This is a genomic window from uncultured Sphingomonas sp. (genome assembly GCF_964021865.1).
Lineage (GTDB): Bacteria > Pseudomonadota > Alphaproteobacteria > Sphingomonadales > Sphingomonadaceae > Sphingomonas.
Window position 1 is genome coordinate 19,529 of the sequence record NZ_CAXIAM010000034.1, and the last position, 17,488, is coordinate 37,016.

Genomic DNA, 17,488 nt, shown 5'->3' on the forward strand with positions numbered 1-17,488 from the left:
GACCGAATACATGCGCATCTTCGTCACCGGCGGCGCCGGATTCATCGGCTCGGCGCTGGTGCGCCACCTGATCGAACACACCGAGCATGAGGTGCTCAACTTCGACAAGCTGACCTATGCCGGCACGCTGTCGACGGTCGAGCGCGTCGCGCGGTCGAACCGCTATCGCTTCGTGCAAGGCGACATCTGCGACGCTGAGGCGCTGCGCGCCGCGATCGCGGAGTTCCGGCCGGACGTCGTCACGCATCTGGCCGCCGAGAGCCATGTCGACCGCTCGATCGACGGGCCGGGCGCGTTCGTGCAGACCAATGTCGTCGGCACCTATACGATGCTCGCCGAGGCGCGCGCCTATTGGCTGGCGCTCGACGACGCGGCGAAGGCGGCGTTCCGCTTCCACCATATCTCGACCGACGAGGTGTACGGCTCGCTGGGCGAGGACGGGCTGTTCACCGAGGACACGCCCTACGATCCGCGCTCGCCCTATTCGGCGTCGAAGGCCGGGTCGGATCATCTCGTCAGTGCGTGGGGGCATACCTATGGCCTGCCGGTGCTCATCACCAATTGCTCGAACAATTACGGGCCGTATCACTTCCCCGAAAAGCTGATCCCGTTGATGATCGCCAAGGCGCTCGCGGGCGAGCCGCTGCCGGTCTACGGCGCGGGCGATCAGGTGCGCGACTGGCTGTTCGTCGAGGATCATGTCCGCGCGCTGCAGGCGGTGTTCGAGCGCGGGCAGGTCGGGCGGACCTACAATGTCGGCGGGCATAACGAGAAGCAGAACATCGAGGTCGTCCGCACCGTCTGCGCGATCCTCGACCGGCTGCGCCCGCGTGCCGATGGCGCGCGCTATGCCGAACAGATCACCTCGGTCGCCGATAGACCCGGCCACGACAAGCGCTATGCGATCGACGCGACGCGGATCGGCAACGAACTCGGCTGGCACCCGCAGGAGACGTTCGAGACCGGGATCGAGAAGACGGTGCGCTGGTATCTCGATAACGAGAGCTGGTGGCGCCCGCTGGTCGCGGCCAAGGCAGCCGAGCGGCGCGGGATTGCGTGATGCGCGAATTGCTGATCACCGGCGCGAACGGGCAGCTCGGGCAGGAACTGCAACGCGCGCGCCTGCCTGAAGGCTGGCGGGTGGTGGCGCTGGACCGCACCGCGCTCGACCTCACCGACGCGGCGGCGATCGCGGCGAAGATGGCGGAGCGGCCGTGGGCGGCGGTCATCAACGGCGCGGCGTATACCGCGGTCGACAAGGCCGAGAGCGATCAGGTCGTGGCGTGGCAGGTCAATGCGCTTGCCCCGGCCGCGTTCGCCGCCGCTTGTGCAAAGGCAGGCATTCCGCTGGTGCAGGTATCGACCGATTACGTCTTTCCGGGCGACAAGCAGGGCGCGTGGGGCGTCGATGACGCGGTCGCCCCGCTCGGCGTGTACGGCGCGTCGAAGCTGGGCGGCGAGCTGGCGGTGCGCACCAGCGGCGCGCGACACGCGATCGTCCGCACCGCCTGGGTGGTGTCGGCGCACGGCAACAATTTCGTCAAGACGATGCTGCGCGTGGGTGGAGAGCGCGGGGCGCTGCGCGTCGTCGCCGACCAGCACGGCAGCCCGACCGGCGCGGCGGACCTCGCCGCGGCGCTGACCGGCATCGCGATGCGTCTCGCCGACGATGTTGAGGCGCCGACCGGCACCTTTCATTTCAGCAATGCCGGGGCGACGACCTGGGCGGGGTTCGCGGAAGAGATCTTCCGCCAATCCGCCACGCGTGGCGGCGCGACTGCGACGGTCGAGCCGATCGCAACCGCGGATTACCCGACCCCGGCGCGTCGTCCCGCCAATTCGCTGCTCGCGCATGATGCGATCGAGCATGCCTACGGTATCACCCCCCGTCCGTGGCGCGACGCGCTGGGCGACATCCTCGACGAATTGATCGGAGCGAAGCAGTGAAGGGCATTATCCTGGCGGGCGGCTCGGGCACGCGGCTCCACCCGGCGACGCTGGCGGTCAACAAGCAGTTGCTGCCGGTCTACGACAAGCCGATGATTTATTACCCGCTGTCGGTGCTGATGCTCGCTGGCATCCGCGAGATCCTGATCATCTCCAGCCCCGAATATCTCGGCAATTACCAGCGGTTGTTCGGAGACGGCAGCGCATTCGGGCTATCGATCGCCTATGCCGAGCAGCCGCGGCCCGAGGGGCTGGCGCAGGCGTTCACGATTGGCGCCGACTTCATCGGCAGCGACAATGTCGCGCTGGTGCTGGGCGACAACATCTTCTTCGGCGCGCATTTGACCGACCTGCTGGCCAGCGCGGTGGCGCGGACGCACGGCGCGACCGTGTTCAGCTACCGCGTCGAGGACCCGGAGCGTTACGGCGTGGTCGAACTGGGTGCCAACGGCAAAGCGCTCAGCCTGGAGGAAAAGCCTGAGAAGCCGAAGTCGAACCATGCGGTCACCGGCCTGTATTTCTACGATAACCGCGTCGTCGACATGGCGCGCGATCTGAAACCCTCGGCACGCGGTGAACTCGAGATCACCGATCTCAACCGCCTCTATATGGAGGCCGGCGATCTGTACGTCGAACAGATGGGGCGTGGCTATGCCTGGCTCGACACCGGCACGCACGACAGCCTGCTGGAGGCCAGCGAGTTCGTCCGCACGCTCCAGCACCGGCAGGGTATCCAGATCGCGTGCCTTGAGGAGATCGCGTTCGAACAAGGCTTCATCACCGCCGAACAGGCTCGAGCCAGCGGAGAGAAGTTCGTCAAGACTGCCTATGGCCGCGCAATCCTCCGAGCAGTAGGGGTTGGAGGCTAAGACACAAAGAGTCATCCCGGCCGCGTGCGGATCAGACAGAAATCGCTTCCCGCAGCCGAGAGGATCCGAATGTCGCGGTGTTGGTTGCCGGCATCGCCGAGTGCAGATCGACCGATATAAGGCATCACCGTCGACCAAAGCGACGCAGTAGCATTGACTTTGACAAGGCGAGCAACACACTTCCGTTATCATGCAGTGACTGATCGCTGCGATATTGTGGGAGCACGCAATGATCCTCGTTTTCTCGCCACGGATCTTTGTCGCGGCTGGCGCCATGCTGCTGGCACCGGTCGCAGCGCAGGCGGGGCCGGTGTTTTCGGCGACGGGAACCGTGGTTCGCGCATTGCCCGACCAGATCGCCAACACCTATCGCCAGGATCTGCTGGCGCTGCGCAAGGTGGCGCTGATCCAGCAACAGCGCGACGGCGGCGCGTTGTCGGCGGACAGTCGCGCGTCGATCCAGATGCGGCTCGATGCGATCAACGCGCGCTATGCCCGCGCGGTGCGCAACAACAATCCGCTCAGCCTCGACAGCACCGGGCAATCCAGCAGGGTCCGCGCAGATGCGGACTGGACGCACGCCGACCTGTTGAGGACCGGACGACAATAAAGCGACGCAATTTCAGCTGGTTAGCAGTTTATCAAACGGGATTGACGCGCCCGCCGAACCGCACGACATTCGCGCATCGATCGCTGGGGCGATCCGGGGAGTTGTTCTGATGCGCTATGTTGGTGTGGGATTGGCGGCAGTGGCGATGATGTCGGCGGCGGGTGCGGTCGCGCGCGACCAGAAGCTGGCGGTCGCGAACGATCCCGACAAGATCATCTGCCGTTCCGAAGAAAGCACCGGCAGCCGCCTCGCCAAGACCAAGCGCTGCATGTCCGCGCGCGACTGGGCGGCGGAAAAGGCCATCAATCAGCAGGATATCGAACGCGTTCAGGCCAATCGCTACAAGAACAACTAAGGCTCAGTCCGTGTAGCCGAGCGCGTCGATCCACGGCGCGAGGATCGGCATCACAGGTGCCAGCGGCGTGCGGTAGCGTTCCCAGCGCGCCAGCGCGCGGGTGTAGAGCGGCTCGGTGATCTGAGCGTAACTGGCTGTTTTTACAGGGCCGCGCGCGAGGGCGCTTTTGCGGTGGTCGGCATAATGCGCGTGCCATTCGAGGCCGAGGAAGTCGAACAACGCGCGCAGCTCCGGTTCGAGGTCCGCGATCATCCGTTCGTAGCGGACGCGGTGGACTTGCAGCTCAGGGAAGAGACTGATTCCGCGCTCGAAAATCGTGAAGGCGGCGTCGTAGACGCGGGCGGTTTCGTCGAGGGTGGTGAAGCTGCGCATCGCGGTGTTGAGCCGGAAGTTGGCCATGAAGCAGCTGAGCACCGCATCGCACGGATGTCGTTCGACCAGCACGATTTTTGCCGTCGGAAACAGCCGGTGGATCGTCGCGATGCGCACCATGTGGAGCGGGTGCTTGTCAACCAGCAGCCGCGTGCCCGGCGGGGTGACCGCATCCGCCTGATCGAAATAGCTTTTCCGCAGCGCGGCGGCCCCAGCATCGTCGAGCGTCGCCAGCCCCTCCTCGGTCAGCCCCATCGACTGCGTGGCGAGCGCGAGAAACGGTTTTTCCTCAAGGACATGTACGCCGTTGACGTTCATCAACAACGTGTCGAGCAAGGTGGTGCCCGAGCGCGGAAAACCGACGACGAACACCGGCGCGCCGCGGTGCGGATCGGGCGCGACCGGGTGCCAAGAAGCGACCTGTCGGCGCGTCAATTGCGCCGAAATTACCCCTAGCCGATCGCGATAGGTCGCGCCCGGTGCGGCAGGATAGAGCGATTCCGCCGCCGCGTTCATCGCGGTGAACGCGGCGAAGGCTTTTTCTGGCTGGCCCTGCCGATCGTAGAGATCGCCGAGCAACTGATGCCGACGCAACGGGTGGATCTCGGCGGGCACGCGCTCGGCCAGCGCGAGCGCCTCGGCGACATGGCCGCGGCGGCGCGCAACCCAGGCGCGGAGGAAATCCAGCTCGATCGCATCGGGCGCGCGCGCCGCCAGCGCGTCGACCACCTGCTCCAGCTCGTCGATGCGGTTGACGCTTTCGAGCAGCAGTCCGAGTTCGACGAAAGCGCCGGTATAGCCATCGGAGAGCGCAATCGCGCGGCGCAGCGCCTGTTCGGCGGCGACCGGGTTTTCGCACGCGGCCTCCGCGGTGCCGAGTTCGAGCAGCACCTCGGGATCGTCGGGTGCGAGCGCGGCGGCATCGCGCATCACGCGCTGGCGAACGTCGAAGCGCCCAGTGTCGCGCAGCGCCTGCGCGAGGTTGATGTAGAGCCGGACGTCGCCCGGCGCATGGCGCACCGCCTCGTCGAACGCCGCGACCGCCTCGTCCACCCGACCCGCCGCGAGCCGCGCGCTGCCGAGGTTGTTCCACGCGCGATAGTCGCGCGGGTCGGCGGCGACGATCGCCTCGTAATCCGTCGCCTCGCCCGCGCCGGTCGCGACGCGCGCATGCGCGGCGAGCAGCCGCAGCTTGGCGTGCGCATGACCATCGGCGACGCCCAGCGCCTCGGCGGCGCGCCCTGCGCTCATCAACGCGGTGGCGAGATTGATCCGCGCCGGATCGTTGCCGCGCTCGAGCGCGAGCAGTCGCGCGAACAGTGCCGCGGCACGGTCGGTCCTGCCCGAATGCGCGGCGAGCAGGCCGCCGAATTCGAGCAACGCGCGCTCGTCGGGCGTGTCCTGCAACGCGGCTTCGATCAGCGCGAGCCCGCCGGCGGCATCATTGGCGCGCGCGCGCGCGCTCGCGGCGGCGATCAGCTCGGAAACGTCTGTCATATCAAGAACCCTAAAGCGGTGGCCGTGCGATGTCGAAGGCGACGGTCAGTCGCTCGCCAGCCGCAAACGGATGCGTGCGGTGCCACATATAGGAGGGGAACAGCACCAGCCGCCCCGGCTGCGGTGCGATCGTCTGCCACGGGGCGAGCGCGTCGCCGATCAACGACGGCGCGTCGCCGAGGCTGAGCCAGCCCGTCTGCTCGGGCTCCCCCGGCTGCGCGTCGGGCAGCGCGACATAGCAGGCCGAGCTGATCCAGCCCGCCGGATGGACGTGATCGACGTGATGCCCGCGATCGGTGAGCCGCACCGACCATGATCCGGCGAAGCGCAGCGCGTCACGACGTGGTGCGAGCAGCGGATGCGCCGCATCGGGGGGCGGCAGATCGGCGACATAGCGCGCGACCGCCGCGTGGACCGCATCACGCAACCGCACGATCGCCGGCTCCTGCCGTGCGAACAACGGACCGTCGGTCTGCGTGCCCCCGCGCAGCGACTGGTCGAGCGGCGCGGCGATCGTGCGGTGGAGCGTGCGCAGCGTCGCGGCGAGCTCGTCGATCGGGCCAAGCTGTGCGGTGAGATCGAAGTCGCGCACGAACGCCCCGCCCCGCTCCAGCCAGTCGTTGCGCGGGTCGCCGGTCAGCCGCCACGCCAGTGCGGCGAGCGGCCACAGATCGTGTGTCTCATGCGTCAGCCGCCCCTCCAGCGCGGCGCGCGCGGCGTCGGCGTGGCGCGCGCGCAGCAGATGGCGGACGTAACCGGCGAGCGCCTCGGTATCCGCGATCGGCAGGTGCGCGCGGTACAGGCGATCGGCCGCGGCGACATCGCCATCCTCGGAGAAGGTGCCGGCCTCGAGCAAGTCGAGCGTGCGGCTCGCGCCGACCGCGGCGCGTGCCTGCGCGACGATGCGGCGCGCGACATCGGTCTGGCCGGCGCGCGCGACGGTCGCGGCATGGTCGCGCCAAAGTACACCGTCATGCGGGCGCGTCGCGAGCGCGGCCGCATAGCTGGCGGCATAGTCCCGACGGTCGCCGGCTTGCCAGCGCAGCCGCGCGAGCGTGGCATGGCCGTCGTACCAGCCGGGATGCTGGCGCAGCACGTCTGCGAGGAAGGACGCAGCGGCATCGCCCTGCCCTTCGGCGACCAGCGCGGCGGCGCGGCCGAGCATCACCCCGGCATCGAGCGGCGCGAGCGCGAGCGCGCGATCGAACAACGCGACCGCGGGCTCGCCGGCCTCCATGGCGACGCGGGCGAACGTGTGCGCGATCAGCGCGTCGTTCGGTGCGAGCGCCGCAGCGTGACGTGCGGCGGCGAGCGCAGCGGCATGGTCCTGCGCCGAACGCTGCGCGGCGGCGAGCAATTGCCACAGTGCCGCGTCATCGGGGGTACGGTCGAGCGCGGCGGTCAGCGCGGTGATCGCGTCGCCCTCGCGCCACGTCGCGGTGGCGCGGGCGACCTGTGCGGTGAGCGTGGTGGCAGTGGCTCGGGTGGAGGACATGGTTTCGATCCGGCTTCGATAACAGGTTGATCGTCGGCCATTCCGTCGCCCCGGCCTTGAGCCGGAGCCCCGCTTCTTCCTGACGGCCGAGAGAAGAAGCGGGATCCCGGATCAAGTCCGGGATGACGGTGTGGTGTGATCTTTCGCAATTGAAACGTCGCCCAGGCGAAGGCCGGAGTCCAGTTGGGAAAGCCGACGAGACGAAGCGCGACGCTTGTCATCAGCGTCCCCCAACGGAGCCCCGGCCTTCGCCGGGGTGACGGGGAATGGAGTTCGGGCCGGGCGGGTCGAACTCGGGATCGCGACGCCGTCCCCTCATCCGTCATTGCTTCGCTACGCTCGCAATGACGATCAGGATATTCGAACCGAAGACACGCCCCCCCAACCAAAAAGGGGCGGGTCCGCGTGGACCCGCCCCTCTCTGTTTCGGCGCTGCGAAACCCTTACAGGTTAAGCGTCACGCCCGCGTAGATGTAACGGCCGAGCGCGTCGTAGACGCCCGGGAAGGTGTTGCCGTTACAGACGACGCCCGGGCACGCCTGCGAACCCGTCAGCGGCGGCTCGCGGTCGAGCAGGTTGTTCGCGCCGAGACGGAACGTGTACGCGTCGTTGACACGGAACGTCATCGCCAGGTCGAAGTAGCTCTGTACGCCCAGTTCGGCGAGACCCGGACGGGCGACGCCACCCGGGGCCGGGCCGCTGGCAGCGGTGTTGTTGAGGTTCGAGTTCGGGTTGGTCGCGTCGATCTTCACGTTGCCGAAGTAACGCCACCGCACCGACATGCCGACACCCGACGGCGAGCTGAAGCTGACGCGCGCGTTGTGGCGCCATTCCGGCGACGGCTGGAGACAGGTCGGGCCGAACAGGCCGACGCAGTCGTACGAACCGGTCACGCCGGTGTCGGTGACCAGACGGTCGAGCCACGTGCCGTTGAAGTTAAAGCCCAGCGAACCGAGCCCACCCAGCGGATAGGAATAGCTGGCGCCGACGTCGATGCCGCGTGTCGCCAGACCACCGATGTTCTTGGTGGTGTTGACGACGAAGCCCTGCGGCGTCAGCCACAGCGACCCTGCCGAGTCACGATTGATCAGCCCGCAATATTCCGGATTGAGCGTCGTGTTGCAGGCGTTGAGGATCGTGTCGACACCGATCGTGGTGACGGCATTCTTGACCTTGATGTCGAAGAAATCGACCGTCAGCGCGAAGCGCGGCAGGAACCGCGGCTGCAGCACGACACCCGCGGTGTAGGTGTCGGCGACTTCCGGCACCAGGTTCGGGTTGCCGCCGAGCAGACCGTTATACTGCGCCGACGGGTTGGAAGCGACACGCTGGCCGATGCGCAGCCCCTGCGCCAGACAGCCCGCATCCGCCGCGGTCAGCACCTTGTCGGCGCACGGATCACCGTTGCCGCTGAGCGCGACGCGCGACGGCGAGAACAGATCCTGTACGGTCGGTGCACGGACGGCGCGGTTGTAGCCGCCACGGAAGCGGATGTCGCGGATCGGGGCGAATTCACCCTCGAGCTTGTAGGTGTCGGTCGAGAAGCCACGGCCCGCCGAGGTCTTGTACGACGAGTAGCGATAGCCGCCGGTGAACGACAGATTGTAGATGAAGCTGTCGAACATGACGGGCACGCGAAGCTCGCCGAACACTTCCTTGACGTTGAACGAACCCTGCACCGGCAGCGTCGCCGCACCCTGACCCGCGAGATCGCCGGTGCTGAACGCCGAGTCCGACTTAAAGTCGAGCGCTTCCTTGCGGTACTCGGTGCCGATCGCAATGCCGAGGCCCTCGTTCGCCCACGGGCTCTTGATCCCGTATTCGCCGAGCTGGCCCGAGAAGCTGGCCGAGGCCACCTGCTCGCTGACGACGCCGCGCTGGAAGCCCGGGGTCGAGAGATAAGCGACCGCCTGCGGCGTCACGCTGTTGAGCGAGAAGACGTTGTAGGGAACGCAGTTCGGGTCCTGACCGCTCAGGAACGAGCGGCAGACAGGCGCGCCACCGGCCGGGTTGGCCACGACATCGAGCGCACGGCCGAGGCGCGTGATCGAGAAGTCGTTGGTGTAGGTTTCGGCGAAGTTAGTGCGGCCGTACTGGTAGTAAGCGTCATACGACCAGGCGCTGCCCAAATCGCCGCGCGACCCGATCACGCCGCGGAAGCTGGTGTGCTGGAGATCGTCCTGACGTGCACCACCCTCGACGTTGCGGCGCAGGATCTGCGCATAGCCACGGTTGTAGGCGGCGCCGGTCGTCGGATCGTAGAAGACCGCCGGATTGGTGTCCGGGAAAATCTTCGGCGAACTCTGATCGAAGACACCTTGACCGACGACGCGCTGACCGAACTGATTGTTCGCGACCAGCAGGTTGTTACGCGTGCAGAGCACCGCCTGCTGCGCCGCCGACAGCAGCGGATTGTCGCAATTGACCGAGGTGGTGTTGCCGAAGTCGCCCGACGGCGCGATCTGCGCGACGGTGCGGTCGTCCATGAACATGAACTCGGCGTACGGCTTGATCGCGTTCGACACTTCGTAGTTCGCGAAGAAGCCGGCGGTGTAGCGCTCGTCGGACCGCTGGTAATAGTTCAGCGGGTTGAAGTTGTAGGGTGTACGGCCCTGCGCGAACGTTCCACCCTGACCGGGCTGGAAGAAGGTCGAGGTGAAGTCCGAACCGGTGCCGTCGAACGCGATGAACGAGCCCTGCGGCGAGGTCGCCGAACCGGCGCAGGCATAGGGCCGGCCGGTGCTCTGCACCACCGAGGCGGTGTTCGCGCTCAGCGAGCACGACGAATAATCGCGGTTTGCCTGGATGACCGGGTTGATCTTGCGATAGCCGGCGTAGGCGGTGATGTGGCCGCGACCGTCGTCGAAGCTGGTGCCGAATGCCGCGGTGACGTCGATCGTGCCGCCGTCGGTCGCCATCCCGGTCGGGTAGCTGGCCGGCGCGCCGTACGGCGAGTTGCTGTTCAGCGCGTCACGGATGCCGCCGCCACCACGGTTGTTGTGGTTGAACAGCGAATACTGACCGTCGAGGCGGAAGCCCTCGAAATCGGTGTCCATGACGAAGTTGACGACGCCGGTGACCGCATCGGCACCGTACACCGACGAGGCGCCGCCGGTCAGCACGTCGACGCGCTTGATGATCGCGGCGGGGATAACGTTGATGTCGACCGCGGCTGAGGTGGGATCGCCCGGGACGACGCGGCGGCCGTTGACCAGCACCAGGTTGCGCTCGGCGCCCAAGCCGCGCAGGTTGATGGTGGCGATGCCGCTCGAACCGTTCGAGATGTTGCCGCTCTGCCCGGCGAACGCCTGCGGCAGCGCGTTGATGAGGTCCTCGGTGCGCGTCGTGCCGGTCAGCTTGAACTCTTCGCTGTTGACGACGGTGACCGGGCTGGTCGCCTCGAGGTTCGGCGAGCGGATGCGCGAACCGGTGACGACGATGTCGCCGCCCTGTGCGGCCTTGTTGTCACCGTCGGCGTTCGCGACCGGTGCCTGACCCTCAAGCGGACCCGCGCTGGCGCCGGCCGGATCGTTCGCGACCTGCGCCGCGGCGGGCAGGCTGCCCAGCATCGCGCCGGCAACGATCGTGCTGGCGAGCAGTCGACGCCTCATCGAAATCGTCTTCATAAGACCCCCATTTTGGAATAGCCGTGTTCTATCGCGCCTTTGGCTGGCAGCGCTTTGACGTGCTCCCCTGAAACTCCGCCAGTCTGAGCTAGAGTCCGCCTTCGTGAGGAGACGGACGTGAAGAAGACCAGGTTCAGCGAGGAGCAGATCATCGCGGTGCTGCGCGAGCAGGAGGGCGGGATGAAGACCGCCGACGTGTGTCGCAAGCATGGGATCAGCAGCGCGACGCTGTACGCGTGGAAGGCCAAGTACGGCGGCATGGACGTGTCCCAGGCGCGCAAGCTGAAGGTGCTGGAGGAAGAGAACGGCCGGCTTAAACGGCTGCTGGCAGACGCGATGCTCGACAATGCCGTGCTGAAGGAGGTCGCCTCAAAAAACTGGTGAGGCCTGCCGCTCAGCGGAAGGCTGTCGAGCATGCTCGGCAGCTGTTTGGCATCAGCGAGCGTCGGGCCTGTACCATCTTCAGCGTGGATCGGACGTCGATGCGCTACGCGCATCGGCGATCTGATGATGGCGACCTGCGGTCGCGGCTGCGGGAGATCGCGTCGGAGCGTCGTCGCTTCGGCTACCGGCGACTGGGGATCATGCTGGCTCGCGAGGGGCTGGTTATGAACCACAAGAAGCTGCTGCGGCTGTACCGCGAGGAGAACCTGCGCGTGCGGCGCCGGCGCGGTCGCAAGCGAGCCATGGGCACGCGGGCGCCCATGACGCTGCCCCAGGGACCGAACCAGCGCTGGAGCCTCGACTTCGTCAGCGACACGCTGATCAGCGGCCGGCGTATCCGCATCCTGGCGGTGGTCGACGACTTCACGCGCGAGTGCCTCGCGCTCGTGGTCGACACCTCGCTGTCAGGCGCGCGGGTCGCCCGTGAGCTCGACGCCATCATCGCGGTGAGGGGCGCACCGCCGCTGATGATCGTCAGTGACAACGGCACCGAGCTGACCAGTCTGGCGATCCTGAAGTGGACGCAAGACCGACCGATCGACTGGCACTACATCGCACCCGGCAAGCCGCAGCAGAACGGGTACGTCGAAAGCTTCAACGGCCGCCTGCGTGACGAATGCCTCAACGAGACGCTGTTCGTATCGCTCGGCCATGCCCGCTCGGTGCTGCGGGCCTGGCGCGACGACTACAACCATGTGCGGCCGCATAGCGGGATAGGCGGGCTGACGCCCGCCGATGCTGCCGGGCGGGTTGTGCAACACCGCCCCGACGGGCACCATGACAACCCCGGACTCCAGTTATGACTGGTAGAGCTTTGGGGAGCACGTCAGCTTGGGTCGACGCTACGAACGGCGGAAATGATGAGCAATCTTAACTGGTGTAGAATGCAACGAAATTTTGCATCTGTTGCAGCTAGGTTACACTTTCTGACCTTTTACGAGGGAAGAGTAGGCAAATCCGCGGTTTCGCTGCCTGTTTTTGGTGCAATCCTAATGGCTTGCGCACCCGGTTTCGCGGCCGCTGAGCCGGTGACGCCCGATCGCAGCGGGGTCGCCGATGCGGTGATCCGGTGCCGCGCGATCGCGGGCGACAAGGAGCGGCTGAAATGTTTCGACGCTGCGGCCGGCGCGTTCGACGGTGCGATCGCCGCGCGGCAGGTGGTGGTGGTCGACCGCGCGAAGGTCGAGGCCGAGCGGCGCGCGCGGTTCGGTGAACGCCGCCGCGCCGCCGACCTGCCGGCGCTGCAGGACGCCGACGGCAACCAGCTCGACACGCTGACCGGCAAACTGGCGCAGGCCGCGCGGACCGGCGACGGCAACTGGAGCTTCACGCTGGCGGACGGCTCGCGCTGGCTCCAGACCGACGGACAGGCGTTTGCGGTCGCCCCGCGTGCCGGCGAGACGGTGGTCGTCAAGCGCGCGGCATTGGGCTCGTACAAGCTGACCGTCGGCCGCCAGCCCGGCGTGCGCGTGCGCCGCCGGGCGTAGATCATGATGAAGTGAGGTCGAACATATCGTTCGTCATTGCGAGCGTAGCGAAGCAATCCAGGGCGTCCTGGTCCGGCTCTGGATTGCTTCGCTACGCTCGCAATGACGACTCAAGTCGACGTCATCACGTTCTAGGGCCGCGCCCTACTCCCCGCTCGCCCCGCCCGCCTGCTGCGCCTCGGCGAGCGTGGTCAGCTTCACGAACTCCTGCCGCCAGTAATCGCGCGGGCTGCCCGCCAGCCGGCGCGCGTCGGCGAAGGTGAAGCGCCCGAGATAGGTGTCGCCGCGCAGCTTCTGCCCATAAGCCGCGACTGCGGCGGCAAAGGCCAGGTCGCCGGTCGGCGCGCGCGCGGCGGCAAGCGCGCTAGCCGGGATCGCGCGCGTCAGCTCGCGCGAGGTGGTGCCGTCGGGCAATTTGTAGCGCAGCCTGACGAAGCACGCCTCGGCCCCGCGCGGCGCGGCGGCCGGCGGGCGGTTGGCGGGGTAGCGGCGCGCGGGCGTCCAGCCCGGCGACCCCGCCGGCACGACCTCGTAGAGCGCGGTCACCTGATGCCCCGCCCCCATGTCGCCGGCATCGACCGCGTCGTTGGTGAAATCCTCCTCGCGCAGCGCGCGGTTCTCGTAACCGATCAGGCGATACTGGCTGACGCGCGCCGGATCGAACTCGACCTGCACCTTCACATCCTTGGCGATCGTGACCAGCGTCGCGGCCATTTCATCGCCCAGCACCTTCTGCGCCTCCATCGCGCTGTCGATATAGGCGTAATTGCCGTTCCCGACGTCGGCGATCCGCTCCATCATCGCCTCGTTGTAATTGCCCGCGCCGAAGCCGAGCGTGGTGAGCGTGATGCCGTCGTCGCGGTTGCGTTTGACGAGTTGCTCCAGCGCCTTGTTGTCGCTGACCCCGACGTTGAAGTCGCCGTCGGTGGCGAGGATGATGCGGTTGACCGCGCCCTTGCGGAAATGCGCGCGCGCGGTGGCATAGGCCAGTTCGATCCCCTGCCCGCCCGCGGTCGATCCGCCCGCGTCAAGACACGCGAGCGCGGCGTCGACGTACTTCTTCTGCGCGGTCGGCTCCAGCACGATCCCGGCGCTGCCGGCGTAAGCGACGATCGCGACGCGGTCGTCGGGGCGCAGCCGGTCGGCAAGCCCGCGCAGCGCGATCTTGACCAGCGGCAGCTTGTCGGGTTCGTCCATCGACCCAGAGGTGTCGACGAGGAAGACGAGGTTGACCGGCGGGCGCGTCGCCGCCGCCACGTCATCGCCGCGCAGTCCGATGCGGATCAGCCGCGTCGCCGGGTTCCACGGCGTGACCGCGACATCGGTGGCGATGCTGAACGGCTGCGCGGGGTCGGACGAGCGCGGATAATCGTAGCGGAAATAGTTGAGCAGCTCCTCGGTGCGCACCGCCTCGGGCGGGACCGGCTGCCCCTTGGTCAGAAAGCGGCGGATATTGGCGTAGGAACCGGTGTCGACGTCGACGGCGAAGGTCGAGACCGGGGTGGTCGCGGTGTCGACGATCGTGGCGACGGGGCGGCCATCGTAGCGCTCGGTGTTTTCGGGGGAACCATAAGGCGCCGCCGACCCGGCGGTACGCGGTGAGACGCGCGGCGCAGCGGGCGCGACGATCGATGACGTGGTGACGACCGGGGATGGAGTCGGGACGCTCTGCACCGACACTGGTGGAGGGGGCGGAGGCGGAGGTGGCGGCGGAGGCGGCGGTGCACCGGGCGCCGGCATCGCGATCGCCGGGGCGCGCGCGTACATCCGCTCAGGCGGCGCCACCGTGCAGCGGACGGGCGAAATCGCGTCAGCGCCGGCGCGCGGGGCGACGCCGGGCGGTGCGGCGTTCGACAACAAGGCGGGCGCGATCAACAGCGCGGTGACACGGCGGACGAACATGGCGACTCCCCTTTGCGCGAGCGCCTTGGCGGCCCCCGTCGCCGGTCAGTCTAGGCGCGGGTCATGACATTTTGCCAGCGACTATCCCCGCCCCTCGCCCAGCCGCCGCACCGTCGACACCAGTTCCGCGAGCGCCGGGTCGCGGATCGGCTCGGCGACGCGCAACTCGCGCGAGCGGTCGCCGAGCGTCAGCGCCAGCGTATAGGTGCGCGCGTCGGGACGCGGCGTCGCGTCGGGCGCGGCGCAGCCGAAGAAGTCCGCCGCGTCGGCAAGCGTACACAGATGCTCGCGCACCGGCGCATCGAGCGCGTCGAGCGCCACGGCATGGTCGCGCGCGCGGCCGGGAAAATGCGCGAACCCGCCCTCGACGCGCAGTCGCACCTCGTCGGCCATCACAGCACCCCCACGGTCGCCCAGGCGTCGGCGACCGCCTTCGCCTCGGCGCCGTCCGCGCCATAGCGGCGCGCGGCGACGTCGCGGGTGATCTGCGCGAACCCCGCGAAATCGGTGTTGGCGCGCGTCGCCGGATCGAGCAGCGCGTCGTACCAGATCTGCCCGGCGCGCTCCCACGCATGGCCACCGATCGCGGTCGCGGCGAGATAGAAGGCGCGATTCGGGATGCCGGAGTTGATGTGCACCCCGCCATTGTCCTGGTTGGTGCGCACGAACCCGGCCATGTCGGCGGGCTGCGGGTCCTTGCCGAGCACCGGATCGTCATAGGCGGTGCCGGGCGCCTTCATCGAGCGCAACGCCGCCCCCTGCACCGCGTCGGTCAGCAGCCCCGCACCGATCAGCCAGTCGGCCTCCGCGGCGCTCTGGCCGAGCAGATGCTGCTTCACGAGGCTGCCGAACACGTCCGAAATGCTCTCGTTGAGCGCACCGGACTGGCCGTAATAGGCGAGCCCCGCCTCCTTTTCGGTCACGCCATGCGTCAATTCGTGCCCGATCACGTCGAGTGCGATCGTGAAGCGGTTGAAGAGCTGCCCGTCGCCGTCGCCGAACACCATCTGCGTCCCGTCCCAGAAGGCGTTGTCATAGTCGCGATCGTAATGGACCGTCGCGTCGAGCGGCAGCCCGGCATCGTCGATCGAGTTGCGGCCGTACGCCTCCTGGAACAAGGCGAAGGTCGCGCCGAGCCCGTCATAGGCCTCGTCAGCGGCCGGGTCGCCGGTTGGCGCATCGCCCTCGCGGCGGACGATCGTCGCGCCCGGCGCCTGCGGCTCGCCCCTGGCGTCGCGGATCGTCCGCAGCGGGGTCGGCGCGGGCACGATGCCGGCCGCGGCGCGCAACCGTGCGAGCGCGCCGAGCACCGGGCCGGCGGTGGTCGCGCGCACCATCCGGATCGTCGGATCGACCAGCAGCCCGCGCATCGCCGACGCGCGCAGCTCGGGCGGGCCATGTTCGGCGATCCGCGACAGGATGTAAGGCGGCAGGATGCAATGCAGCGAATGGCGGTGCGAGCGGCGGCACATCGGCGTTCTCCTTGTTATCGACGGGCGCGGCGGAGCGCGAACGGCACCAGCGCGACCCACATCACGGTCAGGAAGGCGAGCAATTGCGTGGTCTGCGCTTCGCCGCCGGGCAGATAGCCGAACCCGCCCAGCGACGCGGCGTAGAGCGCGAACGACACGACCGCGACCGCGATCGCGGGCACGTCCGCACTGCCACCCGCATCCTGCGTCGCGAACCAGCGCAACGCGACGACGAACAGCATGATGACGCCGATCAACAGCATCCGCAGCACCGCCTGCCCCGCCGCGATCTCGATCGCGAGCGGGTAGAGCGTCACCGCTTCGACCGGGAACAGCTTGACGAGGCTGGTGTAATACGGCGCGGGCGGCGCAGCGGCCAGGCGTTGCAGCGGATCGCGCCTGACGCGGAGCGTGCCGCGCAACGCGGGGCGCGCCGTCGCCGCGGGCAGGCCGAGCGCGGTGATCGCGCGCTCCACCGCGGCGGCATAGCGCGCGACCGCTTCGTCGTTGGGGGTGAGCGCCGCCCCGATCGCCACCGCCTGCTCGCTGCGATCCTGCACGGTCGCATAGACCGGCTGGTCGCCCGCGACCGGTGCCGCGGCAAGGCGGTCGCGCGCGCTGCCGAGCGCGGTGCGCAGCCCGAACACCGTGTCGAAGAAACGCGGGACGAAGCGCGCATCCTCGACGACGCCCTGAAGCTGGTCGACAAGCGCATCGGCAGCTGCGATGGCGGCGGCGAAGTCGGTCATAGCGGCGTCCCCAGCGAAGCGATCAGCCCGATCGCGCGGGTGAGGCGATCGATGTTCAGGCGCGCGGCCGCGCGGCGCTGTTCGGGCGTGAAGCGTCCGGCGAGCGCGTCGCGAAGGCCGGCCTGTGCCGTTCTGGCGAGCGTGAGCGCGGCGCTCACCTCGGCGGCGCGCGCCGGGCCGTCGCGCGCGGCGGCGCGGGCGGCGAAGATCCGCGCGGCGAGTTCCTCGCGCTGCGCCGCGCTCAGGTCGGCACGCCCGCGCAGATAGCTGCGAAACAGGGCATTGCCGTACAGATCGTCGGCGGTGCGCGCCGCGCCCTTGCCCCATACGTCGACCTGCACCGCGTGCGCGGCGAGCGCGCGATCGACCGCCGCGCCGCGCTCCGCGACGAGCGCGCGCACCGCTTTCGCGTCGCGGGCCTCGCGCGCAAGCTGGTCGGCGAAGGCGATCAGCGCGACCAGGCTCTGCCCGTGCTCGCTCGCCGCCGCGGCGGTGATGCCGGGAATGTCGGTGCCCGCGACGAAAGCGCCGAACCGCGCAAGCCGGTCGGCCTGATCGGCGAAGGCGGTCAGCTCGGCGGACACATCGGTCCTGGGCGCATCGAGGATCGCGGCGAGCGCATCCGTATAATCGGCGACCGCGGCGAGCAAGGCGATGCGCGGT

The 17,488-nt window shown here is 68.3% G+C and carries 15 protein-coding genes; 7 read left to right on the forward strand and 8 right to left on the reverse strand.

Annotated elements, in window-relative coordinates; all coding sequences use genetic code 11:
• Positions 1-10 precede the first annotated feature (10 nt).
• The 5 genes from rfbB (at position 11) to AADI75_RS10355 (ending at position 3,781) form a co-directional block, all read left to right on the forward strand.
• Positions 11-1,060, forward strand: a complete 1,050-nt coding sequence (gene rfbB / locus AADI75_RS10335) for a dTDP-glucose 4,6-dehydratase (protein ID WP_341208945.1) — start codon at positions 11-13, stop codon at positions 1,058-1,060.
• Positions 1,060-1,947 (forward strand): dTDP-4-dehydrorhamnose reductase, encoded by an 888-nt coding sequence (gene rfbD / locus AADI75_RS10340; protein ID WP_341208946.1) that lies wholly within the window; start codon positions 1,060-1,062, stop codon positions 1,945-1,947. The genes rfbB and rfbD overlap by 1 nt, the downstream gene beginning before the upstream one ends.
• Positions 1,944-2,816, forward strand: coding sequence for a glucose-1-phosphate thymidylyltransferase RfbA (gene rfbA / locus AADI75_RS10345; protein WP_341208947.1), 873 nt, complete (start codon positions 1,944-1,946; stop codon positions 2,814-2,816). The genes rfbD and rfbA overlap by 4 nt, the downstream gene beginning before the upstream one ends.
• Before the next feature lie 229 nt (positions 2,817-3,045).
• Positions 3,046-3,426: a hypothetical protein gene (locus AADI75_RS10350; RefSeq protein ID WP_341208948.1), complete on the forward strand. Its 381-nt coding sequence runs from the start codon at positions 3,046-3,048 to the stop codon at positions 3,424-3,426.
• Between the two features lie 109 nt (positions 3,427-3,535).
• Positions 3,536-3,781 (forward strand): hypothetical protein, encoded by a 246-nt coding sequence (locus AADI75_RS10355; RefSeq protein ID WP_341208949.1) that lies wholly within the window; start codon positions 3,536-3,538, stop codon positions 3,779-3,781.
• Between the two features lie 3 nt (positions 3,782-3,784).
• Here AADI75_RS10355 and AADI75_RS10360 read toward each other — a convergent pair whose 3' ends face one another.
• The 3 genes from AADI75_RS10360 to AADI75_RS10370 all read right to left on the reverse strand — a co-directional run bounded on the left by AADI75_RS10360 (position 3,785) and on the right by AADI75_RS10370 (position 10,756).
• Positions 3,785-5,650: a sulfotransferase gene (locus AADI75_RS10360; protein ID WP_341208950.1), complete on the reverse strand. Its 1,866-nt coding sequence runs from the start codon at positions 5,648-5,650 to the stop codon at positions 3,785-3,787.
• Between the two features lie 10 nt (positions 5,651-5,660).
• Positions 5,661-7,145 carry a putative 2OG-Fe(II) oxygenase gene (locus AADI75_RS10365; RefSeq protein WP_341208951.1) on the reverse strand — a complete coding sequence of 495 codons (1,485 nt, stop codon included), beginning with the start codon at positions 7,143-7,145 and terminating at the stop codon, positions 5,661-5,663.
• A gap of 443 nt (positions 7,146-7,588) precedes the next feature.
• A complete protein-coding gene (locus AADI75_RS10370) occupies positions 7,589-10,756 on the reverse strand; it encodes a TonB-dependent receptor (RefSeq protein WP_341208952.1) in 3,168 nt (1,055 codons plus the stop codon).
• A 132-nt stretch (positions 10,757-10,888) separates the two neighbouring features.
• Here AADI75_RS10370 and AADI75_RS10375 point away from each other — a divergent pair.
• A protein-coding gene (locus tag AADI75_RS10375) for an IS3 family transposase (RefSeq protein WP_341208953.1) occupies positions 10,889-12,018 on the forward strand; the annotation gives its coding sequence in 2 pieces (ribosomal slippage) (positions 10,889-11,141 and positions 11,141-12,018; 1,131 coding nt in all).
• A gap of 189 nt (positions 12,019-12,207) precedes the next feature.
• Entirely contained in the window at positions 12,208-12,702 is a 495-nt protein-coding gene (locus AADI75_RS10380; RefSeq protein WP_341208954.1) for a hypothetical protein, read from the forward strand.
• Between the two features lie 144 nt (positions 12,703-12,846).
• On the opposite strand, the gene AADI75_RS10385 is transcribed toward AADI75_RS10380, so the two are convergent.
• The 5 genes from AADI75_RS10385 to AADI75_RS10405 form a co-directional block, all read right to left on the reverse strand.
• The gene (locus AADI75_RS10385) at positions 12,847-14,604 is read right to left on the reverse strand and encodes a VWA domain-containing protein (protein WP_341208955.1); all 1,758 of its coding nucleotides are present in this window, start codon (positions 14,602-14,604) and stop codon (positions 12,847-12,849) included.
• 81 nt (positions 14,605-14,685) lie between these two features.
• Complete coding sequence (locus tag AADI75_RS10390) at positions 14,686-14,997, reverse strand: protealysin inhibitor emfourin (RefSeq protein WP_341208956.1); 312 nt, start codon at positions 14,995-14,997, stop codon at positions 14,686-14,688.
• Positions 14,997-16,076 (reverse strand): M4 family metallopeptidase, encoded by a 1,080-nt coding sequence (locus AADI75_RS10395; protein ID WP_341208957.1) that lies wholly within the window; start codon positions 16,074-16,076, stop codon positions 14,997-14,999. The genes AADI75_RS10390 and AADI75_RS10395 overlap by 1 nt, the downstream gene beginning before the upstream one ends.
• Positions 16,077-16,090: 14 nt before the next feature.
• A complete protein-coding gene (locus AADI75_RS10400) occupies positions 16,091-16,825 on the reverse strand; it encodes a hypothetical protein (protein WP_341208958.1) in 735 nt (244 codons plus the stop codon).
• The coding region (locus tag AADI75_RS10405) for a hypothetical protein (protein WP_341208959.1) at positions 16,822-17,488 on the reverse strand (667 nt) is incomplete at its 5' end. The genes AADI75_RS10400 and AADI75_RS10405, both read right to left, overlap by 4 nt.